Here is a 26,009-nt window from a genome sequence, read left to right on the forward strand (position 1 = left end):
AGATCACGGGGCTGTGATAGCCCGATTTGCCCGCGCCCTGCCCCGGGGCCCGAGGGCTGTCAGCTCTCGTAGCGTTCGCCTTTTTTGTTGGTGAAGACATAGGCGCCCTCGATCAGATGGGCCTCCAGATCATCGTCTGGATAGGTGCCGCTGTCTCCCGGGCTGCGGTCGCCAATCTCGAGATAGCGGACCGGGGTGGCGGTCTCGTTCACGAGGTGATGGGCCACGCCGCCCGCTGGAAACCCGGCGCACATGCCGGGGGCGAGCCGCACCTCCCCCTGATCGGTTTTCAGGGTCGGATGACCGCTGAGGATATAGATGAACTCGTCCTGGGTCTTGTGACGGTGCAGGAGCGCGGATTCCGCGCCCGGGGCGAGATCCGTCAGGTTCACGCCGAAATTGGACAACCCGAAGGCATTGCCCAGCTGGCGTTTGGCCCGTCCTTCAACCCGGGCCGCAAAGGCTGCGGGATAGGAGGATTTCCCCTCCCGCAGGGGGATTTCCGTGGCCAGCGCAGCGAGGGGTTTGGGGGATGTTTCATCGGTCATTCGAACTCTCCTTGATGGAAACGGGGCGGCGCAAGTCGCGCGGCGACAGGGCAAAGCGCGCCTGAAAGCGGCTGGCAAAGCGCGAGGCGGAGCGATAGCCCACGGCCTCGGCCACCGAGGCCACGGGCCAGCGCGTGGTTTGCAGCAGGTGCAGACCGCTGGCGAGCCGCAGCTCGCGCAGGATCTCCTGAAAGCTCTGACCCTCGACGCGCAGTCGGCGGCGCAGGGTGGCGGGACTGAGACCGAGGCGCCTTGCAGCGGTCTCGGCGGTCCAGGGCGCAGCAAGATCTGCGGCGAGGAGCGTCCGGAGCTGCGCCGCAAGATCCACCACAGGCGCGGGCGACACCCAGGCCCCGGCGAGCGCCATCTCCAGCGCCAGAGCCTCGCAGGAGAGCTGTGAGCGGGGATGGGTCGGCGCGCGGCGAAGATCCGTCAGAGCCGTGATGAAGGCCTGCGCCACCGCGCCCATTGCGAGGCAGGATTGCAAGGGGGGCGTCTTGCGAACCGCCCCCTCCCCGAGACGGGCATAGGCCGCCTCGAAGAGAGGTCGCGGCACCGCCAACACCGTGGCAGCATAAGGCATGCCGCCAAGGGGCAGGTTCTCGACCAGAAGTGGCGTCGCCTCGGGCAACAGGACCAGCGCGCCCGCCTCCACCCGGGTTGTGCAGCCGTCCGCGCTCAGACGCTTTTCGCCCGCCTCGACCCGGATCACCGCTGGTGATGGGCTGATCAGACGATCGAACCGCGCCCGGCGGTATTGCCGGATGTGAAAACCCGGCGCGGTCTCCTGATCATCTGCGCTCATGGGACGAGACTAGGCCGATGCCGCCGCCCACCGCCAGCGCCGAGCTGCGCCCATCCGGGTCAATTTGCGCCCATTCCGATCAGAGCCGCGCCAATCTGGCCCGGCTTGCGCGATTTGGCACAAAAAATGCCGGACCCGAAGGCCCGGCATATCTGCGTGAACTGGTCCGGCGGGATCAGTTGAAGGTGAAGTATTTGAACTTCGGCTGGTCCTCGGGATCCACATTCGGGAAATCGACGGACTGCTTGCTGCCCCAGTTCAACACCTGGTGGTGGACCGGCAGATAGAGCTGCTGGTCCTGCACCACGCTCCAGATCTCGCCGATGGTCGCGTTGCGCGCCGAGAGATCGGTCTCGGAGGCGAGGCTCACGATCTTCTCGTCAACCATGGCGTCTGCGAAGCCCGTGTTGTTCCAGGACCCCCGATCGCCGCCGCGCGAATGCACGAGGAAGTTGAAGATGTACTCGGAATCGTAGGTCGGAACGCCCCAGCCCAGCATGTAGAAGTTGGTCTCGCCATTCTGGATCAGCGGGAAGTGCTGCGCCTTGGGTTTGGCGTCGAGGTTCACGGTGATGCCGATCTGCCCCATCATGCCGACGGCGGCCTGGCAGATCGCCTCGTCATTGATGTAGCGATCATTCGGGCAGTCGAGGGTGATCGAGAAGCCGTCGGAATAGCCCGCTTCTTCCATCAGTGCCTTGGCCGCATCGAGATCGGTCTTGGAGGCCGCGTCCATTTCCTCGGTCCAGCCATTGACGAAGGGCGGCGAGATCATGCCCGCGGGGGCGGACTGGCCGCGCATCACGACCTGTTTGATCGCATCGCGGTTGATCGCCATGTTCATGGCCTTGCGCACGCGCACATCCGCAAGCGGGTTGGCCCCATCCACATTGTCGCTGTCGATGTCATCGGCACCGGAATTCATGCCAAAGAAGATCACGCGGTTCTGCGCCGCGGTGCTCACTTCGAGCCCGTCGGTGCTCGCCACGCGCTCCAGATCCTGCACGGGCACGTCCTGGATGAAGTCCACCTCACCGGTCAGCAGCGCGGCCACGCGGGTCGCTGCGTTCTGGATCGGGGTGTAGATGATCTCGCTCACTTCCATGGGGAAGTCCGACGCGCCCCAATAGCCGTCATTCTTGGTCAGAACCGTGCGCACATCGGGCTCGCGGCTGGTCAGGGTGAAAGGACCTGTGCCCATGGCGTTGGTGGCCGCGAAAGTGGTCTCACCATTGGCGATGTCCTGCACCTTGGTGACGCCATTCGCCTCGGTCCAGCCCTTGTCCATGATGAACAGGTTGGTGAAGTTGTTCGGCAGGATCGGGTTCGGGCCGTCGGTCACGAACTCGACGGTCATGTCATCCACCGCGCGCACCTCGGTGATCGAGGTCAGCAGCTCTTTCATGGCCGAGGTTTCGGATTTCGCCCGCTCGAAGGAGAAGACCACATCCTCGGCGGTCATGTCCGAGCCATCGTGGAACTTCACGCCTTCGCGCAGCTTGAAGACCCAGACGGTCGGGTCATCGGCCTTGGGGCCCCACTCGGTGGCGAGCGCCCCTTCGAACTGACCGAACATGTCGCGAATGATCAGTGGCTCATAGATCTGGTGGGCCAGCGCGTGGGTCGGGCCTTCGTTCTGCGCGTGCGGGTCAAGGGTCAGGCTGTCACCAGCCCGCGCCCAGCGGAGGGATTCAGCACTGGCAAGCAACGGCGTCAGGACGAGCGCCGATGTGGCCAGCAGAAGGGTCGTTTTTTTCATGGATCGTATCTCCCAGTTATGGTTCGGCGGGCAGGGCATGGGTTGCCATCCGCCGGGCTGCCGGGGGCCATCTTGTGTGACCGCCTCGACAGGCGCCGGAAAAAAGAATGACCGCGCGGCAGCAGAACGCAAGGCCGAAATGCGCCGCCCCCGCGTCAAGCGCGTCGCACCAGACACCCCCTGATCGGAATTCAGGCGGCTCGACCCTGCGGTGCCGCCGGACCGGTCGACAGGCCGGGTTGAGGGCGGCGGTGTGGGGCGGTTTTCCTCCGAAAACTGGCCCAAATCCCGCGCCGGCCCGGGTTCTTTCGCAGGCTCGGCCTTGCGCGGCGCCCCGCACAAAAAATCGGCAATTCGCCGAAATCCGCCAAGCCCTTGAAAACACGCGTTAACGTTAAGAATTTCTGCAGAGACCCCGCCAAAACAGGCAATCACTAACAGATCGCTAACGCCGAATGACCCAAGGTAAGCAGGCATCTGAGCAGGATGCGATCAACGCAGGTAAGATGGGCTTCAAACAATTGAAAAAAAGCAATTTTTTAGCAGCTAGTCTTTTCAATCAAGGGCACTGTTCCCGCCCGATACGTTTGAAGAACCAAAGTGTGGAGTTCAACTTCGATGTGTCCAATTCCTGTTCAGATGCACCCTTCCCGGTGGAAACAGAGCGGCGGGTTCATTCCCAAACCAACCCCGTTTCTCTGCACCCCCCGCTCGGGGATGCTGAAATGAGTGCGGCATCTCAGACGGGGCTTGCCCAGCTGGCCAAGCTCTATGTGCTTGGTCCGCTGGGCCTTTTTTCCGCCGATGAGCGGAACCTGACCCCCCGCGGCAAGAAAACCCAAGGGCTGCTCGCGCTATTGGCGCTGGCCCCGCGGGGACAGCGCACCCGGGTCTGGCTGCGCGACAAGCTCTGGAGCACCAGCGACGAACAGAAATCCGCCTCTTCCCTGCGCCAGACCATTTTCGAGCTGCGCAAGGATCTGGGCCCGCTGGCCGATGAAATTCTCGAGATCAACCGGACCTCGATCGCCCTGCGGCTCGATCGGATCTGGATCGACCATACCGCCGTCAGCGAGGATCCCACGGAAATTCACGCCCTGCATATCGGTGAGGAAACCGAGCTGCTCGAAGGGATGGATGTGGCCGATGAGGAATTCGAGGACTGGCTGCAGATGGAGCGCCAGATCTGGCATGACCGCGCCGCAAAGATCCTCGCCTCGGATCCCTATATCGCGCCGCCGGCACCGACCCATGACCCCCATCGCAGCACCGTCGTGCCCCTGCGCCAGAGCCGCGACCGCGCCACGCCCAAGGGACGGCCACCGTCAGACGGGCGGAGCTGGGGCGAGGCCCAGGCCGCGCATCCCGCCGAATATGTGCTGGAAGCCGTGGCGCGCAATTTGCAAGAGCTCGAGCCTTCGGCCTTCTTCGCGCCGCGCGGCACCGGCCGGACCTGTGAACGAGGAAGTCAGGTCTCCGAGACGGAATACGTCACCCGCGTCCGCACCCTGCGCGCGGCCGACAGCCTGACCCTGACCTTCGAGGTCTACCGCGCGGCCCCGGTCGCCGCCGAGTAAGCCCCCGGCCTGCTCCGTCCTCAGAACCCGTAAAGCGCTGCCGGCGTCTCCGTGAGGATGCGGCGGCGGTGGTCGTCCGATGGGACCACATCCAGAAACGCATTGAGCAGATCCCCCGCATCAGGCTGGGCCGCATCCGCGAGCATCAGGTGGGGCCAATCGCTCCCCCAGAGGCAGCGATCTGGGTTGGCCTCCACCAGCGCGGCGATGGCCGCCGCGGCCCCGTCATAGGGCGCAGGGCAGAGCCGGTAGGGCGCCGAGAGCTTCACATAGGCCTGCCCCTCCGCCACCAGACGGCAGAGCGCGGCAAAGCCGGGTTCCGCAGAGCCCGCGGCCAGATCAGGCCAGCCGATATGGTCAAACACCACCGGCACACCGAGCCCTGGCACATCCGGCGCCAGTTCGATCATGTGTCTATGGGTGTTCATGAGCATCTGCACATGCAGCCCATGGGCCGCAAGTCGCGGGGCCATCTCGCGCACCCCCTCCCAGGACAGGATCCCGCCATGGACATAGTTCAGGCGCACACCGACCACCCCCGCCTCGGCGAGGGCAGCCAGCTCCGCATCCGGCGCGCCATCGCGCACCAGCCCGATCCCGCGCGCCCGATCTCCGAGGGCGGCCACAGCAGCCCGGGTCACGGTGTTGTCGCCGCCATAGAGGATCGAATGGACGATCACGACCCGCGCCATCTGCAGCGTGTCGAGATGGGTCTCGAGCCGCGCCACCCAGTCCAGCAAAGCCCCGGGCGCCGGATCCTCGACCCGCCCGTCCCAAAGGGGAATATCGTCGGCGACCATGTGGACATGGGCATCGCAGGCCCCCGCAGGGATCGCGGTTTTGGGCGGGCGCGGGCGCATTACGGGCGGCAGGGCGGCAGGCATGGGATCAGCGGGGGTCATCGGGTACCTCTGCGGGCTGGGATCGCCCCTTTGATCTGACCGGCACGGACCGGTTTGTCCAGCATGGTCAGGCGCGGCCCGCCTCCTCCGCCAGAAAGGCTTGCACCGCGCCATAGAAGGCCCCCGGCACGTCCTTATGGAGCATATGGCCGCCTTCGAGCATCCGGTGTTTGGCCCCGGGCAGGCGTCGGGCGAGATCCAGAGCCTGTTTATGGGTGCGCGGGTTCCGGCGCCCGGTCAGGATCAGCACCGGGCAGTGGATCCGGTCGATCAGGTCGCGCCCGTCAAAGCTGTGTGCCGCCGCCATGGCGTCGTTGAGCCCAGCGGGATCCATCCGCGCCACCTCGGTCAGATAGGCCTTTTTCGCGGCGCCCTTCTCGCCCATGGCCGCGAGCTTGGCCGTGCCTCGGGGACCGAGCTTGGCGGTGAGCCAACTGGCGAACTTCGCCCCTTTCCGGTCGATCCAGCGGCTTTGCATCGTGAAGGCGCTCTCGGCAAAGACAAACCGGGTGATGCGCTCAGGCTGGGTCGCGGCCAGATGCAGTCCGATCATGCCGCCCAGGGAATGGCCCACGAGCGCGCAGCGGGGCGACAAGTGCGGCAAGAGCGCCTCGGCGAACCCGGCCACAGTGGCCTCGCGCACCCGCGGCGTGCCTGCATGGCCCGGCAGGTCGAGGCAGAGACCCTCGGCCTTGCCCTCCCAAGTCTGGGCCGAAAGCCCCGCACCGTGGAGCCAGACTGTCTGGGTTTGCGGGTCGGACATTGACGCGGACATGGGCGATGCTCCTGCAAGGTTTGGCGGGAGGGTGGCGAGCCCCAAGGAAAGGGTCAAGCCCGCCTCCTCCAGCTCTACCAGCGCGTCACGTGGGCCCGGAACCTACAGGGCACACCGGAGTATCCTTCGTGCAAGGGCGAGGCTCTAGATGGGTGCGAAGTCCGTCATCTCGGCTACCGTTCGATGAGCCCGAGACCTCCGCAGTGTCCCAGAGCACGCAGCAAGAGCTGTGCATGGAACTGAGCCACTCCAAGCGCGGTTTGGCCGCGCGGGCCCGACCAACCGGTTTAAAGTCACGTTGCAAAAAGTAAGCCGCCGCATTTTCAAGATCACGGGCATGCGGGGCAGTAAGTGCGATGACCAAGGCATTGGTACGCTACTCGGCCTCTGCGGTAGGGCAACAGGGCACTGAGACGTTCGGCCAATGAAAAGGCCCCGTCGTGAGACGGGGCCGTTCGTGAGTGGTGTGGCGCGGGCTCAGGCGAGCCCGTGCTTGGCAAAAGGCAGTTCGGTAATACGCTGCCCGGTGGCCTTGGCGATCGCATTCGCCACGGCCGGACCGATCGGAGGGGTTCCCGGCTCGCCCACCCCGGTCGGGGCTTCGGTCGAGGGCACGATATGCACCTCCACCAGGGGCATATCCGTGATCCGAAGCGGCATGTAGTCGGGGTAGTTGAACTGGTCGACCTCCCCCTCCGTCAGGGTCACTTCCTCGCGCAGGATCCCCGACAGGCCATAGGCCAGCCCGCCTTCGATCTGCGCGACGATGTTGTTGGGGTTCACCGCCACGCCGCAATCCACGGCGCAGGTGACCTTTTCGACCTTCACGGTGCCATCCTCGCGCATGCGCACCTCGGCCACTTCTGCCACATAGCTGTTGAAGCTCTTGTGGACCGCGACGCCGCGATGGATGCCCTCGGGCGCAGGGCTGTCCCAGCCCGCCTTTTCGGCGGCGAGACGGAGCACCCCCGCCAGGCGCGGATCCTCCCCCAGATGGGCCAGACGGAAGGCCACCGGATCCTGCCCCGCCGCCTCGGCGAGTTGATCCATCATGGTCTCCATCACATAGGCCGTGTGGGTATGGCCCACGGATCGCCACCAGAGCACGGGTACGCCGACGCTCGGATGATGCACATCCATGGCCATATCCGGCAGGCTATAGGTCGTGTCCGCGGCCCCTTCGGTCGACGAGTGATCCACCCCGTCCTTCACGAGGAAGCTCTCGAACGGCGTGCCGATCATGATGCCCTGACCGACGATGCGATGCTCCCAGCCTGAGATCTTGCCCTCGGCATCCACGCCCGCACGAACCTTGTGCAGGGTCAGGGGGCGGTAGTACCCCCCCTTGATGTCATCCTCGCGGGAATAGACCAGTTTGATCGGCGCAGCTGAGCCGGTCTCCGCCAACCAGGCCGCCCCGATCATCGCGGTTTCCGCCACCAGATGGGCATCCGCCGTGGCGCGCCGCCCAAAGGATCCGCCGCCCCACATGGTGTTGATCGCCACATTCTCGAAGGGGATGCCGAGCACGGCGGCGGCCACATTGTGATCGATGGTTTGGATCTGACTGCCGCCCCAGAAGGTCGCCGTCTCGCCATCAAAGAGCACGGTCATGTTGAGCGGCTCCATGGGCGCATGGGCGAGATAGGGGAAGTGATAGCTGGCCTCGACCACCTGCGCGGCCCCGGCGAGCTTGCCCGCCGCGTCGCCCCGCGCCATGGCGGGGGCGCCTTCGGTCTCCAACAAGGCCGCGTATTCTGCGGTGAGCGCATCGGTGCCACGGGTCTCGGCCGCGGACATGTCCCATTCGATCTCCAGCGCGTCGCGCGCCATCATCGCGCGCCATGTGTTGTCGGCCACGACTGCCACGCCCTGCGGGATGGTCAGTACCGCTGAGACGCCCGGCATCGCCAGTGCGGCCTCTGCATCCACCGAAGCCACGGTCGCGCCGAACTTCGGCGGGCGCGCGGTCACGGCGATCAGGATCCCTTCGGGTTTGGCATCCATGCCGAACATGCCGACAGACCCTTGGGTCTTGAGCGGCAGCTCGACCCGCGCCATGTCCTTGCCGATCAGCGTCCAATCCGCGGCGGATTTCAGGGTCACGCTTTCGGGGACGGCCTGACGGCCCGCAGCCTCGGCCAGATCGCCAAATTTGAGGCTGTCATCCCCATGCCTGACCCGGCCATTGGAGACCGAGATCGCGTCGGGCGCCACCTTCCAGAGCTCTGCCGCTGCGGCCACCAGCATGGCCCGCGCGGCGGCGCCGGCTTCGCGATACTGCATGAAGGAGTTCGCCATGGCGGTCGAACCGCCCGTGCCCTGCACGCCGAAAGCCGTATTGGCATAGACCTGCGGGTTGGAGGGTGCGAATTCCACCGCCACCTGCGCGGGGTCGGCGTCCAGCTCTTCGGCCACGAGGGTTGCGAGACCGGTCGCGGCCCCCTGCCCCTTGTCCAGATGCTTGACCAGCACGGTCACGGTGCTGTCGGGGGTGATATGGACGAAGGGTTGCGTGAAGCTGCCCTCGCCCATGGCCTCAGCCGTGCGTGGCAGGCTGGCGCCGATCAGCAGCCCGCCAAGAGTGCCGGCGGAGAGTTTGAGAAAGGTCCGGCGCGAGGGGGCCGGAGCGGTGAGGGCCTGTTCCAGATAATGCAGCATCTCAGGCCTCCATGATTTCAGATGCGCGATGGATCGCCTTGCGGATCCGGGCATAGGTGGCACAACGGCAGACATTGCCTTCCATGGCGAAGTCGATGTCCTCATCCGTGGGCTTCGGCGTTTCCGCCAGAAGCGCCGTGGCGGACATGATCTGACCCGACTGGCAGTAGCCGCATTGAGGCACCTGCAGCTCGACCCAGGCCTCCTGGATCGCGGCGGCAGCCTTGCTGTCCACCCCTTCGATCGAGGTCACCGCGGCCCCTTCGAGATCCCCCACGGCGATCTGACAGGAGCGCGTCGGCACCCCGTCCACATGCACGGTGCAGGCCCCGCAGGAGGCCACCCCGCAGCCAAATTTCGTCCCCGTCATCTTGAGTTCGTCGCGCAGGAGCCACAGCAGCGGCATGTCCTCTTCGACATCGACCGTGGTTGGCGCGCCATTAAGCGTAAAGCTGACCATCGAGACCTCCCAGTCATCGGATCTGTGGTGTTAGACTCTCTAACTTAACCGCGATTGGCCAATTATTAAGAGGTATTTCCGCGCGCCAGCGCACATTAGCTGATTATTTGAAACGCCGATGCGCAGAGACTCAGAGAAAAATCGCGGCCAAACGCATGATCCCTCTGGCCTTTCGGCGCAAAACCCGCTTCCGTTTGGCCCGGGCGCGCTGCGCGCCGGTGATGGAGGGAAAGCGATGAATTGTGTGTTCGTTCAGATCAGGTGCCGACCGGGGACCGCGTACCGCGTGGCCGATGACATCACCCTGCGCGAGATCCACTCCGAGCTCTATTCCACCAGCGGCGAATATGACCTGCTGCTCAAGCTCTACATCCCCCAGGATGCGGATGTGGGCCGGTTCATCAACGAGAACCTGCTGGATATCGACGGGATCGAGCGGACGCTGACCACACTGACATTCAAGGCGTTCTGAGAAACGCCGAAGACCAACGGGAGACAGAATATGACATTGAAAACAACGCTGATGGCGGCGCTTCTGGCGGCGACGACTGCGGGGATGGGCCTGGCCGAGGGCCATGGCGGCACGGTCAAGGTGGGCATGATCACCACGCTCTCGGGCGGCGGTGCAGGCCTTGGGATCGATGTGCGCGACGGCTTCATGCTGGCGGTGAAACAGGCGGGCAACAAGCAGCTCGAAGTGGTGATCGAGGATGATCAGCGCAAGCCGGATATCGCGGTGCAGCTGGCCGACAAGATGATCCAGTCCGAGAAGGTCGATGTGCTGACGGGCATCATCTGGTCCAACCTCGCCATGGCGGTGGTCCCGGCGGCCACGGCCCAGGGCAAGTTCTACCTGTCACCGAACGCGGGCCCCTCGGCGCTCGCCGGGCGCGGCTGTCATCCGAATTACTTCAACGTGGCCTGGCAGAATGACAACCTGCACGAGGCCGCCGGGGCCTATGCCAATGAGGCCGGGCTGAAGAACTCCTTCATCCTCGCGCCGAACTACCCGGCGGGTCAGGACGCACTGACCGGCTACAAGCGCTTCTACGAGGGCGATCTGGCGGGTGAGATCTACACCAAGCTGGGTCAGACCGACTACGCCGCCGAGATTGCGCAGATCCGCGCCTCGGGCGCCGATAGCGTCTTCTTCTTCCTGCCCGGCGGGATGGGGATTTCCTTCCTCAAGCAATACGCGGCCTCGGGTGTGGACCTGCCGGTTGTCGGCCCTGCCTTCAGCTTTGATCAGGGCATTCTGCAGGCCGTGGGCGACGCGGCGCTCGGCGTGAAGAACACCAGCCAGTGGAACAAGGATCTGGACAACCCCACCAATGCGGCCTTTGTCGAGAGCTTCCAGGCCGAGTATGGTCGCCTGCCCTCTCTCTATGCGAGCCAGGGGTTTGACACGGCGAACCTGCTGCTCAGCGCCATGGCCAAGGCAGACGTCGCCGATGCAGACGCCTTCCGCGCGGCCCTGAAAGAGGCGGACTTCGCCTCCACACGGGGGGATTTCGCCTTTGGTCCGAACCATCACCCGATCCAGGACATCTATATCCGCGAGGTCATTCAGGAGGGCGATGTCTTCACCAACAAGACCCTCGGCGCGGCCCTGACGGACCATGCGGACGCCTATGCAGGCGAGTGCAAGATGTGATCGACGGCCCGGCCTTCGGGTCGGGCCTCTGCCAGGGGTGGCCTAGACGGTGAGTGCGGTTCTGCTGATCGAGCAAGTGCTGAACGGCGTGCAATTCGGGATCATGCTGTTCCTGATGGCCGCCGGGCTGACGCTGATCTTCGGGGTGATGGGCCTGATCAATCTGGCCCATGGCTCGCTCTATATGGTCGGGGCCTTTGCGGCAGCGGCCGTGGCCGGGGCGACCGGGTCTTTCCTGCTCGGCCTCGCCGCAGCGCTCGCGGCCGCCGCCGCTGCGGGCGCGCTGATCGAGGTGACGGTGATCCGCAGGCTCTATGATCGCGACCATCTGGATCAGGTGCTCGCGACCTTTGCGCTGATCCTGATCTTCTCCGAAGGGACGCGCTGGATCTTCGGCTCGTTTCCCCTGTTCCTCGACGTCCCCGAGGCGCTCTCGGGACCGGTCACCCTGCCCGGCGGGATCCAGTACCCGGCCTACCGGCTGGCGATCATCCTCGTGGGGCTCGCCGTGGCCGCAGGGCTCTTCTGGTTGATCGGGCGCACGCGGATCGGGGTGCAGATCCGCGCGGGCGAGGCAGATCGCGAGATGATCGGTGCGCTCGGCGTGGACATCAACCGGCTCTACACGCTGGTCTTTGCGCTTGGCGCAGCGCTCGCGGGGCTCGCAGGAGCGCTGGTCGGCGCGATCCAGTCGGTGCAGGTGGGCATGGGCGAGCCGGTTCTGATCCTTGCCTTCGTCGTGATCGTTATCGGAGGCATCGGCTCGATCAAGGGCGCGCTGGTGGGCGCGATCCTGCTGGGGCTGACGGACACCCTGGGCCGGACGCTCTTGCCAGTGCTGTTCGGCACTTTCCTAGAGCCGTCGGCGGCCACGAGTGTCGGCTCGGCCATCGCCTCCATGGCGATCTACATTCTGATGGCCTGCGTGCTGGTCCTGCGGCCCACGGGCCTCTACGGGCGGGCCTGATATGTCGCGCGAAGCTCTGCTGAACGCCGCTATCGCGGCGGGCTTGCTGGCGGTGCCGCTCTGGGCGCTCTGGGCCGATGAACCCTTCACCATCACGCTCGCGACCCGAGTGGCGATCCTCGCGCTGGCAGGCGTGGGCCTGAACCTCGCGCTGGGGCTCGGCGGGCTGGTGAGCCTTGGCCATGCGCTCTTTTTCGGGATCGGCGGTTATGCCATGGGCATTCTCGCCCATCACGCCCAGACCTACACGCCCGTGATGGAGGCGCCGTTCCTGATCGAAGGGACGAAATCCATGCCGGTGATTTGGCTGGTGGCCATGGTGACGAGCGCGCTGGCGGCTCTGGCGGTCGGGGCACTCTCGCTGCGCACCTCGGGCGTCTATTTCATCATGATCACCCTCGCTTTCGGGCAGATGTTTTACTATTTCGCGATCTCCTGGCCCGCCTATGGCGGCGAGGACGGATTGTCGATCTATGTCCGCAACGGGTTTCCGGGCCTCAATACGCTCGACCCGATCCAGTTCTTCGGGATCTGCTACGGGCTGCTCCTGCTGGCGCTGTTCCTGAGCGCCCGGATCGCCGCCTCGCCCTTCGGGCTGGCCCTCAGCACCGCGCGGCAGAGCCCCGCCCGCGCCGAGACCCTGGGCTTCTCGCCCTTCCGCCTGCGCCTGATTGCCTTCGTGATCTCCGGCGCGATTACCGGGCTCGCAGGGGCGCTTTTTGCCGATCTCAACCGTTTCGTCAGCCCGACCATGTTCAGCTGGCAAACCTCCGGCGAGATCATGGTCTTTGTCATCCTTGGCGGGGTCGCGCGGCTCTTTGGGCCGGTGGCCGGGGCCGCGCTCTTTATCCTGCTCGAGCATTGGCTCGGCGGGCTGAGCGACTATTGGCACATCTATCTGGGCGCGCTCCTGCTCGGCGTCGTGCTCTTTGCCCGAGGCGGACTCGTGGGCACGCTGGTGCGGGGGCGGATATGAGCGTTCTCGCGCTTGAGGGGATCACCAAGCGCTTCGGCGCGCTGGTGGCAAGCGATGGGGTGAGCCTTGAGCTGCGCCCGGGGGAGATCCACGCGCTGATCGGGCCCAACGGGGCAGGAAAATCCACGCTGATCGCGCAGATCGCAGGAGCTCTGCGCCCTGATGCCGGGCGGGTCTGGCTCGCGGGCGAGGACGTGACCGCGCTCGACACGCCCGCCCGCGCCCGGCGTGGTTTGGGCCGCACCTTCCAGATCTCGGCGCTGGCCATGGAGCATACGGTGCTCGAAAACGCGCTGCTTGGCGCACAAGGGGCCCGCGGCGGGCGCCTCTCGCTTTGGCGCCCGGTTGCGCGCGATGCTGGGCTTCGGGCTGTGGCAGAGGCGGCGTTGCAGCGGGTCGGGTTGACCGAGCAGGCCGAGACCGTCACCGCGACCCTGTCGCACGGGCAAAGGCGGCAATTGGAGGTGGCCGTGGCCCTCACGCTCTCGCCAAAGCTGTTCCTCATGGACGAGCCCATGGCCGGTCTGGGCCTCGAGGGGACTGCCGCGATGACAGAGCTGCTGGACGGGTTGCGGGTGGAGGCGCCGATCCTGCTGGTGGAACATGACATGGACGCGGTTTTTGCACTGGCCGACCGGATTTCCGTGCTGGTCGCTGGGGCGGTGATCGCCTCAGGCACACCGGATGAGATCCGCGCGGACCCAGCCGTGCGTCTGGCCTATCTGGGGGAGGAGGACCCATGAACGCGCCAATGGTCGAGATGCGCGGCGTGACCGCCAGCTATGGCGCCTCTCAGGCGCTGTTCGGGGTGGATCTGACCCTGCCGGAGGGTGGTGCTCTGGCCCTGATGGGGCGCAATGGGATGGGCAAGAGCACGACGTTGAAGACGCTTTGCGGGCTGCTACGCCCAAGCGATGGTCGCATTCGATTTGCCGGATCCGAGATCACGGGCCTGCCCGCCCACCGGATCGCACGGCGCGGTCTCGGGCTCGTGCCCGAGGGGCGGCGCTGCTTCACGCCCCTGACCGTGGCGGAAAACCTGACTGCGACGGCCCGGCCCGGGCCGTGGGATCTGGATCGCGTTGCGTCCCTGTTTCCCCGACTGGCGGAGCGGTGGGATCAGCGCGCGGCCTCCCTCTCGGGCGGGGAGCAGCAGATGCTTGCCATCGGTCGGGCCCTGATGACCAATCCGCGCCTGCTGGTGCTGGATGAAGCCACCGAGGGGCTTGCCCCGGTCGTCCGGCGGGAGATTTGGGCCGCAGTCGCCCAGCTGCGCGCGCAAGGCGGTTTGAGCCTCATCCTCGTGGACAAGTCCCTGCGCGAGCTGCGGCAGGTGGCGGATGGAGCCGTGATCCTGGCCCGAGGCAAAACAGTCTGGGCCGGGGACATGGGTGATCTGACATCGGAAGGCGCCGCGCGCTGGCTGGGAGTCTAGCCCCGTTTGCCTCTGTCACGCCGCGGGGGCCAGCCCCCGCACCCCCGGGATATTTCCAGACTTAAGATGGAACGACGCCTTCCGCTATGCACCCCTGCGCAACCCTGCGGGCAGGCGGGGCTCTGAGCACCGGGGGCGACGCCGCTGAGGCGTCGGAGGGGGCGGGGCCCCCTCTGGCACGCAGTGCATCGTGGAGTGCGCCGCAGGCGCGCCTTTGGATCACCGCTCGAAGGGGCTCAGGCGACGGCCTTCTGTGCGTCCTTCATGACGCTTGCCAGCGTGCCATAGGTCTCGGCCCAGGCCGCTTCGACCTCAGGCGTGAAGGCCTCGCCCAACCCTTTTTCGAGCGTGTAGAGCAGTGCGGCGCCGACACTGTCGTAATGGGCATCCTCGACTTTGTAGTCTTGATGCCGCGCGCCCAGTTCCTGCACCGCTGGCACGATCGCGTCGAGATTGGTCAAGCCATTCACCGCTACGGCCAGCATCTGCATCAGCTTTTTCTTCTGATCCGTCATCACCTCGGGAAAGAGCGCCCTCGTTTCCGGCGCAATCTCGAAAAGGCGCGCATAAAAGATATCCGCCGCTGTCTCGGCAATCGGCGCCACGCTTTTGAAGCTGGTCTGAACCAGGTTGATTTGATCAGGTGTCATGTCAGTCCCTCGGAAAGTCTGTGGATTGGACATAGGCCAGGGCGTCTTCTGCGCCTCCGCTGGCCCAGACCATGAAGGCCAGGGCGGCCGCGACCTGCCGGTCGGTCAGGTCGGGATTGCCGCCTCGGGCGGGCATCTCGGTGAATTTCGGGCCCACGAAGCCCTCGGTCGCATGGACCAGCAACTGCGGCAGACCCTTGGCGATCCGCGGCGCCCAGGCCTCGGTCGCGGTGATCTTGGGCGCGCCCGTATAGCGGTTGCCGTTATGGCAATTCATGCAGGGCTCCGCCCAGAGCTCACGCCCCAGCGCCAGCACCGGATCCTCCGGGACCGGCAGCGCATCGAGCGCCACCAGCCCCGGCAGACCCTTTGGCGATGCCACGCCCTCTGCCCCCGCCTGTGCGCCAGTCACAAGCAGAAGGCAGGCCACCACCCAGTGGCATCGCCAGCCCCGCATCAATCGACGGGGATGCGGATGACCACGCCACCCATCACGTCGCCGCCTTCGAAGTCGGTGCGCGGGCTGTCCTTGTGCTCGTTATGGCAAGACGAGCAGGCCTCGGCGACGGAGATATCCGGGTAGAACGCGGTGAAATAGGTGGTCCCGCCCAGCTCTTCCTCGCCGTAGAAATTCTCGCCCGGATTGTCAGCGATGTACTGCAGGCCTTCCTTCTCGAGATCCGTGGTCGGCGCGTTCTGCTTGTTGATCGGCCAGAGCGACAGCAGCGAATAGGAGAACGCGTCGGTCTCTTCGGCCACCATCTCGGCGCCAAAGCGGAACATCTGCGCCGGCAGCACCAGAGCCTTGTCATCCATGAAATGCTCGGAGGCCTTGATCACGCCTTCCTTCACCGCCAGGCGGTTCACGATCATGCGGGTATAGACCGTGCGGTCCGAGCTCATCACGAGATGCAGCAGATCCGCGACCTGCTGATATTCCATGTCCTCGGCCTGGGTGGCGGGCGCCACGACCGACAGACCGGCCGCAAGCAGGGCGGCGGCTTTGAACTTGCGCATTTTGGTATACATAGAGAGTGTCCTCATTTTCTACGGGAGGTGGGGTGAGCGTGGAGCAGCCGGGTCATTGGTTGGAGCCTTCGTCCGGTTGATCCACGCGACGGACCGCCCAATCGACACTTTCGATCGTGCGGGAAGGTTGGCCTGCGAAATTGTTCGCCACGAGATCCGGATCCGCCAGCGCATCGATGGCAAAGCGCAGGCCATGGCAGTCCATGCAGATGGGCCGGATCATTTTCTCGTTCGGTCGCAGGGTGTCGTTCTGGTTGTGGTTGGAAACCACGCCTTTGGAGGTCTCCTCCTTGGGCATGTGGCAGGTGGCACAGGTCACGCCGCTGCCCGGGGGCAGATCGCCCGCGAGCTCCGCCTGCCAGAGCTGGTGATGGGGGCTGCCTTCATAGGCCATGGAATGGTCGTCCGCATGGCAGCTCGTACAGCTTTCCACCTGCGCCTTCACCACATCGACCTTGTGCGGCCCGTGGCAGGTGGTGCAGGTCAACGCCTGCCCCATGGCATCCGCATGGAGCGGCACGCGGGCCTCGGCCGTGCTCATGAGCGGCGGTGGCGTGGCGTCGTTGAGATAGGCGTCGAGCTGGGCCAGCAGCTCCTTATCCGCTTTCCAGCCCACATCCTTGGTGATGTGCTTGGCGTTGCGCGGCTTGCCGAGCTTGGGATGGGAGCGCGTGCCATGGCGGCCCAAACGGAAGGTCTTGGCCTCGGCCTTGTGGCAGCTGGAACAGATCTCTTGCGGGTCCGGGCTTTCAACCCAGTTCGCAGCGATCTCTTCGGCGCTCTCGGATTTCGGCGCGTGGCAGGAGGCGCAGCCCACATCCGCCGCCGCATGGGCCGAGCCCGCCCAGTCATGGGCGATGGCCTCGTCCTGCGGATGGGGCGCGGGGGCGAGCGGCAGGGCCGCGAGATAGGTGCGGATTGCCTCCGCATCGGGCTTGGGCCGCTGGCGCGCGGCAGCAGAAGCGGCATGCACCGGATCCTCGGCAACCCAGGGACTGTCCGCGTGCTTGACGAGGAAATCCTCATAAAGCGCGCGGTTGTCGTGATAGTTGTGGCACCCTGCCGTGGCGCAGGTGTCAAAGGTCAGATCCGCATGGCTCGCGCGGTTGACCCGCACATCCTGCTCCCCCTCGGAATGGCAGGCCACGCAATAGTCACCCTGGATCGTGACCATCCCCGCCAGCGTCACCTCGGGCAGGTGCTCGGAATGGCAGGTGGTGCAGAAGCGCCCATCCACCTTGTCCCAGAACTGCGCCATGCGCGGCGGGGTGAATTTCTTCTTCGGGTGACTGTCATCGGCGGCTTTGAGCTCGTCCTTGTGGCAGGTCACGCAGGTCTTGTTGATGTCCTTGCGCACCTTCGTGGTCGAGGCGAAGGGTTTCGACGTGTGACAGGTCTCGCAGGCGATCTCGAGCTGGTGATGCACGCCGGTGGTCTGCCCCGGCAGAAAGGCCGTGCGATCCCCGGTCACGAAAATCCGCGCGCCTGCCACCCCGGCCAGAGCAAGGGTGCCAATGATCCAGAGTGTCCAGAGGAGCTGTGTACGGGTCATCGAACGGCCTCCTCAATACGCATAGACGGTCAGGACATGGACGAGGATCAGGACCGGAAGGGGCCAGATCGCGAGGATATGGAGCCATGTGGGAAAGGCCCGCGCGGGTTTGCGCGCAGTGCCGATCCGGCGGGCGCGCAGGGCGTGGTCTCCGCCTGTGGCGAGCCCCGCCACGGCTCCCATGACCAGCGTCGCGGTGAAAGCGACAAAGAGCGCGAGATTGGTGTTCGCTCCCGGGCGCAGGCCCGTATGCACCACAAGCGCGATGGCCGCGAGCAATCCGATGCCGAGATGGATCACCCGCCACCAGTCATAGGCCCCGAGCCTGTCGGTGATCCGCAACCGCTTGCGCAGCCCTACCATCATCGCCGCGACGGCAATCCCAAAGAGGGTCCAGCCGGTCCATTGCTTCACAATCGGATCGCGCCAGAGCCAGTCCCGGAGGGAGGCCGCGTCAAAGCTCGTCGGGTAAGGCACCCGCGGCATGAGCGCGAGCACAAGCGCCAGAAACCCTGCCACTGCCGAGAGCGCGATCAGCGCCTTGAAAAGGCGCACGGGCTTGGGCGGCCCGCCCGCATCGGCAAGCTCTTCGAGCTGCGGCACGCAACTGCCGCAAACGGTGCCGGCGCCTGTGGCGAGGCTCAGCGCGGGCGCGTCCCCTGCCCCGGCGGCCTGACAGGCGCGCAGACGGCCCGCGGTCACCCCGGTGCAATTGCAAACCGTGGCTTCCTCCGGCAGGTCCGCGACCCCGAGTTCTTCATCTGGCCACAGCTGACCCGTGGAGCGAAAGCGCCAGATCTGCCAGGGATGGACCTGCGCCTCGGCCTGCACCGCATTCTGCACCCGGCTCGACTGCGCCCAGCCGCCCACGGCCATGGCGCCCTTGAGCTTGCCACGCACCAGAAAGATCCGGCGATACCCTTCGGGCCCGCGCCAGACATGGCTGCGCACATCCGGACGCCCATCGAGTTGCTCGACCTCGCCCGCGGAAAACACTTCGGCCCCGATGACCTTGAGCTTGGTGGCCGGTGCCGTGCCCGCATAGCTCGCATTGCCGCCGCTCAGGACCGCGGCGGCCACATCCGCCTGGGCATAGCCCGGCCCGACCAGGCCATAGACCTGCCCGCGATGCTCGGCACATTCGCCGATCGCATAGATATCGGGATCCGCAGTTTGCATGGCGTCATTGACGATCACCCCGCGCCCGACCGGCAGACCCGCCGCCAGGGCGATCTGCGTATTGGCACGCACCCCGGTGCAGATGATCACCGTATCGGCCTCGATCTCGGTCCCATTGGCGAGGGTCAGCCCCGTGACCTTGCCGTTTTCCCCAGTGATCGCCTTGACCGCGACCCCGGTGAACACCTTTACGCCCAGCGCCTCGATATTCTGGGCCAGCAGCGCGCCCGCTTCCGCATCGAGCTGGCGCGGCATCACCCGTCCCTCATGCTCGATCACGGTGACCTCGGCCTGCCGCTGGCGCATCCCGCGCGCGGCCTCAAGCCCAAGGAGGCCGCCTCCGATCACCACGACCTTGCGCGCCGAAAAGCTCCGCGCCAGCAGGGCCGAGGCATCCGCCGCTGTCCGGAAGGTATAGACCCCGGTCAGATCCGCCCCGGGGATCGAGGGCACGAAGGCGCGCGATCCCGTGGCCAGCACCAGCTTGGCATAGGGCCAGACCCCGCCATCGGCGGTGCGCACATGGTTTGCCTCGCGGTCGATGGCCGTCACCGGCAGGCCCGTAAGGCAGGTCACGCCTTCGGCGCCGCCCATCTGGGGCACCTCGATCTCGCCAAACTGCACATCGCCCGCCAGAAGCGGGGTCAGGCGCACGCGGTTATAAGGCTGATAGGGTTCGGCGGTCAGCAGGGTGACCGGCTGGCCGCGCCGCGCGATCTCGTTGGCGGCGCGCACCCCGACCGGGCCACCGCCCACCACCACCACGCCGGGTGTTGCGGGATCAGAAACAGGGTCGGTCAGAAATCCGGGATCGGACAAGGACAATGGGGCAATCCTCATGCAGCAAGAGAACCTTCCACGCCGTGGGGACGGCGGGCGTGTGGCGCATCATTGCTGCCAGTCGAAACGGAACGTCCTTGCTCCGCATGAAGAGACGACTGTGTCTCGGGGTTACCTGAGGCGTAGCATGGCCGAGCGGGGTTCAACCAAGGGATTAGCCGCGCTGCGGCATATTCCCGGGGCGATGATCGGGAATTGGACGATCACGGGGATGTGAGCGGCGGAATTGAGCAGCGCGCGGTTTCTGCGCCCGCAAATGCGCGATTCCGGGCTGAAATTCGGGCAGTTGCCCGGTTTTCGACGGGATTGCCCTCGCAAATCGCAAAATGCTGTGCTGCAGAAACCAGCAGAGCCGGTTCGCGCGTTCTCAGGCTGCCCCTTTTGCCACCATCTGCGACCGGCTGCCCCGGGGGTGTGGCGCACTCTCTTGCAATACCGCGCCCATGGGGTAGGACCGAAAGATCCCTGCACAGGTCGAGATTCCCTCATGTCCATTACCGCCAGCATCTATCATTTGACCCACTACCAGTATGACCGTCCGGTCACGCTTGGCCCCCAGATCATCCGCCTCCGCCCGGCCCCGCACAGCCGGACGCGCGTGATCTCCCATGCGCTCAAGGTGTCGCCCGGCGGGCATTTCGTGAACCACCAGCAGGACCCCTATGGCAACTGGCTGGCGCGGTTCGTCTTCCCCGAGCCTGTGCGCGAACTGAAGATCGAGGTCGATCTGGTCGCGGATATGAGCGTCTATAATCCGTTCGATTTCTTCGTGGAGGAAACGGCGGAGGAGTGGCCCTTTGACTACCCCGAGGATCTCGCGCCGGATTTGGTGATCTACAAGACACCCGAGCCCGTGGGTCCCAAGCTGCGCGCCTATCTTGAGACCCTGCCCCGGGAGACCGAGCGCACGGTGGATTTCCTCGTACAGCTCAACGCCAAGATCGCCAATGATATTGGCTATGTCATCCGGATGGAGCCCGGGGTGCAGACCCCCGAAGAGACCCTGACCAGCGTCAAGGGCTCCTGCCGCGACAGCTCCTGGTTGCTGATCCAGATCCTGCGGAACTTGGGCTTTGCGGCGCGGTTCTGCTCGGGCTACCTGATCCAGCTGAAACCGGACCTCAAAGCACTCGATGGCCCCTCTGGCACGGATCACGACTTTACCGACCTGCATGCCTGGGCCGAGGTCTATCTGCCCGGGGCGGGCTGGATCGGGCTCGACCCCACGAGCGGGCTTCTGGCCGGTGAGAGCCATATTCCGCTCGCCGCCACGCCGCATTATCGCAACGCCGCGCCCATTGCGGGCATGGCGAGCGCTGCGGATGTGACCTTCGATTTCGACATGCAGGTGACACGCACCGCCGAGCATCCGCGCATCACCAAGCCGTTCTCCGATCAGGCCTGGGACGCGCTCAACGCGCTGGGGCACAAGGTGGATGAGAAACTGGCCGCGGGCGATGTGCGCCTGACCATGGGCGGCGAGCCGACTTTCGTGTCGATCGATGATTTCGAGAGCGCCGAGTGGAACACCGCCGCTGTCGGCCCCACCAAACGCGCCTTGGCGGATGAGCTGATCCGCAAGCTGCGCGACCGCTTCGCGCCGGGCGGGTTTCTGCATTACGGGCAAGGCAAGTGGTATCCGGGGGAGACCCTGCCGCGCTGGACCTTCTCGCTCTACTGGCGGGGCGATGGCAAACCGCTCTGGTCGAACTCCGACCTGATCGCGCGGGAAGAAAGCGCCGCGACCCCGGGCCCCGAGGATGCGCAAGCGCTGCTCGGCGCGATCGCCGCCGCTCTGGAGGTGCCGGAGGAGAACGTCACCCCGGCCTTCGAGGACCCGGCCGAGTGGCTCGTGCGCGAAGCCAGGCTGCCGGAAAACGTGACGCCGGAGAACTCCAAGCTGAAGGATCCCGAAGAGCGACACCGCATCGCCAAAGTCTTTGAGCGCGGGCTGACCACGCCCTCGGGCTATGTCCTGCCCGTGCAGCGCTGGCAGGCGAAATCGGGCGCGGGCTGGCATTCGGAGCGTTGGAGCCTGCGGCGCGGGCAGCTCTTCCTGACCCCCGGGGACAGCCCCGTGGGCTACCGCCTGCCCCTCGGCTCCCTGCCCTATGTGAGCCCGGCGGCCTATCCCTATACCTATCCGGCGGATCCCTATGCCGAGAAGGCCCCGCTGCCCGAGCCCGATCTGGTGGCCAGGGAGGCCGAGCGCCTGCGCGACCGGCGCGAGCTTGCTCCGGCACAGACCACGGCGGCTGCTGCCGGCGAGGCCCAGACCGGGCAATTCCTGACCGAGCTCGGGGGCCCGGTCCGCACCGCGATCAGCGTCGAGCCGCGGGATGGCAAGCTCTGTGTCTTCCTGCCGCCGGTGGAGAGTGCTGCGGACTACCTCGAGCTGCTCGCCGCGACCGAGGCGGCGGCGACGGCGCTGGAGCAACCGGTTCATATCGAAGGCTACGCCCCTCCGGGCGATGACCGGCTCAATGTGATCCGCGTGGCGCCGGACCCGGGCGTGCTCGAGGTGAACATCCACCCCGCCCATAGCTGGGACGATTGCGTGGCCATCACCGAGGCCGTCTATGAAGAGGCGCGGCAATCCCGGCTCGGCGCCGACAAGTTCATGGTGGACGGACGGCACACGGGGACAGGCGGCGGCAACCATGTGGTGGTGGGCGGTGCCTCGACCGAGGACAGCCCCTTCCTGCGGCGGCCCGATCTGCTGAAATCCCTGATCCTTCAATGGAACCGGCATCCGAGCCTGAGCTATCTCTTCTCTGGCGTCTTTGTCGGCCCGACCTCTCAGGCCCCACGCATCGACGAGGCCCGCCATGATGGGCTCTATGAGCTGGAGATCGCGCTGGCCAATATCCCGGATCCGAGCGCCGGACAGGCCCCGCCCCCGTGGCTGGTGGACCGGCTGCTGCGCAATGCGCTGATCGATGTGACGGGCAACACGCACCGCTCGGAAATCTGCATCGACAAGCTCTATTCGCCCGACGGGCCCACCGGGCGGCTCGGGCTGGTAGAGTTCCGCGGCTTCGAGATGCCGCCGAACCCGCGCATGTCGCTCGCCCAACAGGTGCTGATCCGCGCCCTGATCGCGCGGTTCTGGGACGCCCCGCTTTCCGGCAATCTGACGCGCTGGGGCACGCAGCTCCATGATCGGTTCATGCTGCCCCATTTCCTGTGGGAGGATTTCACCGAGGTCTGCCGCGATCTGGCCGCCCATGGCCTGCCGGTGGATCCCGAATGGTTCAAGGCGCAGTCGGAATTCCGCTTCCCGTTCTGCGGCGAGGTCACCTATGAGGGCATGACCCTGGAGTTGCGTCAGGCGCTGGAGCCCTGGCATGTGCTCGGCGAGACCGGTGCGATCGGCGGCACCGTGCGCTATACCGACAGCTCGGTGGAACGGATGCAGGTCAAGCTGAGCGGCGCGGATCCCAACCGCTATGTCGTGACCGCCAATGGTCGCAAGGTGCCCCTGCGCGCCACTGCCTCGCCCGAAGAAGCCGTCGCGGGCGTGCGGTTCAAAGCCTGGCAACCGGCAGAGTCCCTGCACCCGACGCTGCCGGTGCAGGCGCCCCTGACCTTCGACATCTTCGACACCTGGACCGGGCGGTCCCTGGGCGGATGCCGCTATCACGTGGCCCATCCGGGGGGGCGCAATTACGACACCTTCCCGGTCAATGGCAACGAGGCCGAGGCGCGCCGCCTTGCCCGGTTCGAAGCCCAGGGTCATAGTGTCGGGACCTACGCCCCGATTGCGGAAACGCCGCACCCGGAATTCCCCATGACCCTGGATTTGAGACGCCCCCCGAATGTCTGACCCAATGGCCGCGCCTGCGGACGATCCGATCGAGACGCAGGCGCTGCTGTCGGGCTATGCGCCGCAACCGGGCGTGGCCGATGAGCTCTATGACAGCGCGGGGGAGATCCGCCCGGTTTGGCGCGATTTCGTCCGCCATCTGGCGCGGCTCGACGAGAGCGGGATCGCCAACCGTTTCAATCGCGGCGAGCAGTATCTGCGCGATGCGGGCGTGTTCTATCGCAAATACGGCGCCGAGGCCGCGAGTGAACGGGACTGGCCCCTGAGCCATATCCCCGTCCTGCTCAGTCAGGAGGAGTGGACCCGCATCGCCTCCGGCCTGATCGAACGCGCCGACCTGCTGGAGCGTGTGGTCGCGGATCTCTATGGCGAGAACCGCCTGCTCGCCGAAGGGCATCTGCCCGCCGAGCTGATCGCCCAGAACCCCGCCTGGCTGCGGCCCATGGTCGGGGTGAAACCCGCCTCCGGGCATTTTTTGAACTTCATCGCCTTTGAGGTCGGGCGCGCGCCCTCGGGCCAGTGGTGGGTGCTGGGGGACCGCACGGATGCGCCCTCGGGGGCGGGCTTTGCGCTGGAGAACCGGATCGCCACCAGCCGGATCTTCCCGAACTTCTATGCGCAGGCCAATGTCCACCGGCTCGCCGGGTTTTTCCAGGCTTTCCGCGAGGGGCTGGTCGGCCATCGCCGGGACCGGGACGAGCCCATCGCCCTGCTGACGCCGGGGCAGATGAACGATGTCTATTTCGAGCATGCCTATCTCGCCCGCTATCTCGGGATGCTGCTGGTGGAGGGCGAGGACCTGACGGTGGATCAGGGCCGCCTGAAGGTCCGCTCCGTAGACGGGTTGCGACCGATCTCGGTCCTGTGGCGCCGGCTCGATGCAGAGTTCTGCGACCCGCTGGAACTGAACGAAAGCTCCACCCTCGGGACGCCGGGGCTTGTCGACGTGGTGCGGCGCGGTCAGGTGGCGAGCGTCAACGCCCTCGGGGCCGGAGTGCTGGAAACCCGCGCGATGCTCGCCTTCCTGCCCCGGATCTCACGGGCCCTGACAGGCGGGCCGCTGACCCTGCCCAACATCGCCACCTGGTGGTGCGGGCAAGAGGCCGAGCGCGCCCATGTGCTGGCCCATCGCGACCGGATGATGATCAGCTCGGCCTACGCCACGCGCCTGCCCTATGACGATCCGGGCGGCACGAGCATCCCCGAGGATCTGCGCAGCGAAGGCGGGGATCGGGTCGCCGAGCTTCTGCAAACCAAGGGCCGCGACCTTGTGGGACAGGAGATCGTGACCCTCTCGACTACGCCAGTCTGGGACGAGGGACGCCTCGCACCGCGGCCCATGTCCCTGCGCGTTTTCCTTGCGCGCACGCCCACAGGCTGGCGCGTCATGCCTGGCGGCTATGCGCGGGTGGCGGCGGAAAACAACGCCTCGGCCATCGCGATGCAAGCGGGCGGCGCGGTGTCGGATGTCTGGATCGTCAGTGACGGACCGGTGCCGAAACCCTCGATGATCGCCACGCCGACGCCGGGGGTGAGCGGGGATGGCCACGCGGCCTCGCTGCCCAGCCGGGCGGCGGATAACCTTTACTGGCTTGGCCGCTATGTGGAGCGGGCCGAGGGCGCCATGCGCGCTTATCGTGCGTTTTTCGGGCTTCTATCGGCGGGGGTCGTGGCCGAGGCCGAGCTGCCGACCTTTATCCTGTCGGAGCTGCTGCGCGAAAGTGCCAGCGATCCGACGACCCTGGCGCGACAGTTTCAGGAGCCGCTCGAAGCAGCACTCGCCTGTGGCGCGCGGATCCGCGACCGGATCTCGGTGGATGGTCTGCTCGCGCTCAAAGATGTGTCGAAAGCGGTGCAAAGACTGGTGGAAAACCCCATCGCCATCGAGGAGGCCGCGCCCGCAACCGGGATCCTCCTGCGCAAGCTCACGGGCTTTTCCGGTCTGGTCCATGAGAACATGTACCGCTCCACCGGCTGGCGCTTCATGAGCGCGGGCATGTCGATTGAGCGGGCCAGCGCCATGTGCACCACGCTGGCGCGGATCGGCGATCCGGACGCGCCGGAGGGCGCGCTCGATCTGGCACTGGAGCTTGGGGACAGCGTCATGGCCCATCGCGGGCGGTTCATGAAACCGGCCACGCCCGAGAGCCTGACCCAGATCCTTGCGCTGGATAGCCTGAACCCGCGCTCGGTGCTCTATCATCTGGAGCGGCTCAAGCATCATATCGACGCCCTCCCCCGGACCCGGCAGGACGATACCCTCTCGCCCGTGGCGCGTTGCATGCTGCAAGCCCATACGGATCTCGCGGTCCAAAGCGCCGAGAGCCTCGATCCCGCCAAGCTGCGCGCGTTGCGGGCGCAGATCTGGACGCTCTCGGATCTGCTCTCCGAGACCTATATGCGGTGAGGGACGG

General features: G+C 66.0%; 21 protein-coding genes. 9 read left to right on the top strand and 12 right to left on the bottom strand.

What is annotated here, in order from left to right:
* Positions 1-59 precede the first annotated feature (59 nt).
* The 3 genes from ACP153_RS10970 to ACP153_RS10980 form a co-directional block, all read right to left on the bottom strand.
* Positions 60-548 (bottom strand): cupin domain-containing protein, encoded by a 489-nt coding sequence (locus ACP153_RS10970; RefSeq protein WP_424971028.1) that lies wholly within the window; start codon positions 546-548, stop codon positions 60-62.
* Positions 538-1,353 (bottom strand): helix-turn-helix transcriptional regulator, encoded by an 816-nt coding sequence (locus ACP153_RS10975; protein ID WP_424971029.1) that lies wholly within the window; start codon positions 1,351-1,353, stop codon positions 538-540. The genes ACP153_RS10970 and ACP153_RS10975 overlap by 11 nt, the downstream gene beginning before the upstream one ends.
* Positions 1,354-1,528: 175 nt before the next feature.
* Positions 1,529-3,112: an ABC transporter substrate-binding protein gene (locus ACP153_RS10980; RefSeq protein ID WP_424971030.1), complete on the bottom strand. Its 1,584-nt coding sequence runs from the start codon at positions 3,110-3,112 to the stop codon at positions 1,529-1,531.
* Positions 3,113-3,837: 725 nt separating this feature from the next.
* On the opposite strand from ACP153_RS10980, the gene ACP153_RS10985 reads away from it, so the two are divergent.
* Complete coding sequence (locus ACP153_RS10985) at positions 3,838-4,689, top strand: hypothetical protein (RefSeq protein WP_424971031.1); 852 nt, start codon at positions 3,838-3,840, stop codon at positions 4,687-4,689.
* A gap of 20 nt (positions 4,690-4,709) precedes the next feature.
* Here ACP153_RS10985 and ACP153_RS10990 read toward each other — a convergent pair whose 3' ends face one another.
* The 4 genes from ACP153_RS10990 to ACP153_RS11005 form a co-directional block, all read right to left on the bottom strand.
* Positions 4,710-5,591 carry an amidohydrolase family protein gene (locus tag ACP153_RS10990; protein WP_424971032.1) on the bottom strand — a complete coding sequence of 294 codons (882 nt, stop codon included), beginning with the start codon at positions 5,589-5,591 and terminating at the stop codon, positions 4,710-4,712.
* A 67-nt stretch (positions 5,592-5,658) separates the two neighbouring features.
* Positions 5,659-6,366 carry an alpha/beta fold hydrolase gene (locus tag ACP153_RS10995; RefSeq protein ID WP_424971033.1) on the bottom strand — a complete coding sequence of 236 codons (708 nt, stop codon included), beginning with the start codon at positions 6,364-6,366 and terminating at the stop codon, positions 5,659-5,661.
* Positions 6,367-6,843: 477 nt separating this feature from the next.
* Complete coding sequence (locus ACP153_RS11000) at positions 6,844-9,027, bottom strand: molybdopterin cofactor-binding domain-containing protein (protein ID WP_424971034.1); 2,184 nt, start codon at positions 9,025-9,027, stop codon at positions 6,844-6,846.
* A 1-nt stretch (position 9,028) separates the two neighbouring features.
* Positions 9,029-9,487 (bottom strand): (2Fe-2S)-binding protein, encoded by a 459-nt coding sequence (locus ACP153_RS11005; protein ID WP_424971035.1) that lies wholly within the window; start codon positions 9,485-9,487, stop codon positions 9,029-9,031.
* A gap of 235 nt (positions 9,488-9,722) precedes the next feature.
* On the opposite strand from ACP153_RS11005, the gene ACP153_RS11010 reads away from it, so the two are divergent.
* Genes ACP153_RS11010 through ACP153_RS11035 form a run of 6 tightly spaced genes read left to right on the top strand, consistent with a single transcriptional unit; the run spans position 9,723 to position 14,519 of the window.
* The gene (locus ACP153_RS11010; RefSeq protein WP_424965837.1) at positions 9,723-9,959 is read left to right on the top strand and encodes an Lrp/AsnC ligand binding domain-containing protein; all 237 of its coding nucleotides are present in this window, start codon (positions 9,723-9,725) and stop codon (positions 9,957-9,959) included.
* A gap of 30 nt (positions 9,960-9,989) precedes the next feature.
* Positions 9,990-11,141 carry an ABC transporter substrate-binding protein gene (locus tag ACP153_RS11015; RefSeq protein WP_424971036.1) on the top strand — a complete coding sequence of 384 codons (1,152 nt, stop codon included), beginning with the start codon at positions 9,990-9,992 and terminating at the stop codon, positions 11,139-11,141.
* 49 nt (positions 11,142-11,190) lie between these two features.
* A complete protein-coding gene (locus tag ACP153_RS11020; protein ID WP_424971037.1) occupies positions 11,191-12,108 on the top strand; it encodes a branched-chain amino acid ABC transporter permease in 918 nt (305 codons plus the stop codon).
* Between the two features lies 1 nt (position 12,109).
* Positions 12,110-13,084 (top strand): branched-chain amino acid ABC transporter permease, encoded by a 975-nt coding sequence (locus tag ACP153_RS11025; protein WP_424971038.1) that lies wholly within the window; start codon positions 12,110-12,112, stop codon positions 13,082-13,084.
* Entirely contained in the window at positions 13,081-13,827 is a 747-nt protein-coding gene (locus ACP153_RS11030) for an ABC transporter ATP-binding protein (RefSeq protein WP_424971039.1), read from the top strand. The genes ACP153_RS11025 and ACP153_RS11030 overlap by 4 nt, the downstream gene beginning before the upstream one ends.
* A complete protein-coding gene (locus tag ACP153_RS11035) occupies positions 13,824-14,519 on the top strand; it encodes an ABC transporter ATP-binding protein (RefSeq protein ID WP_424971040.1) in 696 nt (231 codons plus the stop codon). Before ACP153_RS11030 ends, ACP153_RS11035 begins: the two co-directional genes overlap by 4 nt.
* A 236-nt stretch (positions 14,520-14,755) precedes the next feature.
* Here the strand turns inward: ACP153_RS11035 and ACP153_RS11040 are convergent, their stop codons facing one another.
* From ACP153_RS11040 to ACP153_RS11060, 5 genes are all read right to left on the bottom strand, one after another.
* Positions 14,756-15,169 carry a globin family protein gene (locus ACP153_RS11040; protein ID WP_424971041.1) on the bottom strand — a complete coding sequence of 138 codons (414 nt, stop codon included), beginning with the start codon at positions 15,167-15,169 and terminating at the stop codon, positions 14,756-14,758.
* 1 nt (position 15,170) lies between these two features.
* Positions 15,171-15,551, bottom strand: coding sequence for a c-type cytochrome (locus ACP153_RS11045; protein ID WP_424971042.1), 381 nt, complete (start codon positions 15,549-15,551; stop codon positions 15,171-15,173).
* Between the two features lie 74 nt (positions 15,552-15,625).
* On the bottom strand, positions 15,626-16,198 hold the full coding sequence (locus ACP153_RS11050; protein WP_424965829.1) for a Tll0287-like domain-containing protein: 573 nt from the start codon (positions 16,196-16,198) through the stop codon (positions 15,626-15,628).
* 52 nt (positions 16,199-16,250) lie between these two features.
* Entirely contained in the window at positions 16,251-17,750 is a 1,500-nt protein-coding gene (locus tag ACP153_RS11055) for a cytochrome c3 family protein (protein ID WP_424971043.1), read from the bottom strand.
* 12 nt (positions 17,751-17,762) lie between these two features.
* Positions 17,763-19,748, bottom strand: coding sequence for an FAD-dependent oxidoreductase (locus ACP153_RS11060; RefSeq protein WP_424971044.1), 1,986 nt, complete (start codon positions 19,746-19,748; stop codon positions 17,763-17,765).
* Between the two features lie 508 nt (positions 19,749-20,256).
* Between ACP153_RS11060 and ACP153_RS11065 the strand changes: the two genes are divergently transcribed.
* Both ACP153_RS11065 and ACP153_RS11070 read left to right on the top strand, forming a co-directional pair.
* On the top strand, positions 20,257-23,595 hold the full coding sequence (locus ACP153_RS11065; protein ID WP_424971045.1) for a DUF2126 domain-containing protein: 3,339 nt from the start codon (positions 20,257-20,259) through the stop codon (positions 23,593-23,595).
* Positions 23,588-26,002: a circularly permuted type 2 ATP-grasp protein gene (locus ACP153_RS11070; protein ID WP_424971047.1), complete on the top strand. Its 2,415-nt coding sequence runs from the start codon at positions 23,588-23,590 to the stop codon at positions 26,000-26,002. The genes ACP153_RS11065 and ACP153_RS11070 overlap by 8 nt, the downstream gene beginning before the upstream one ends.
* Positions 26,003-26,009: the final 7 nt, after the last annotated feature.

Origin of the sequence: Dinoroseobacter sp. S76, assembly GCF_049801095.1 — a bacterium.
In the GTDB taxonomy this organism is placed as follows: domain Bacteria; phylum Pseudomonadota; class Alphaproteobacteria; order Rhodobacterales; family Rhodobacteraceae; genus Dinoroseobacter.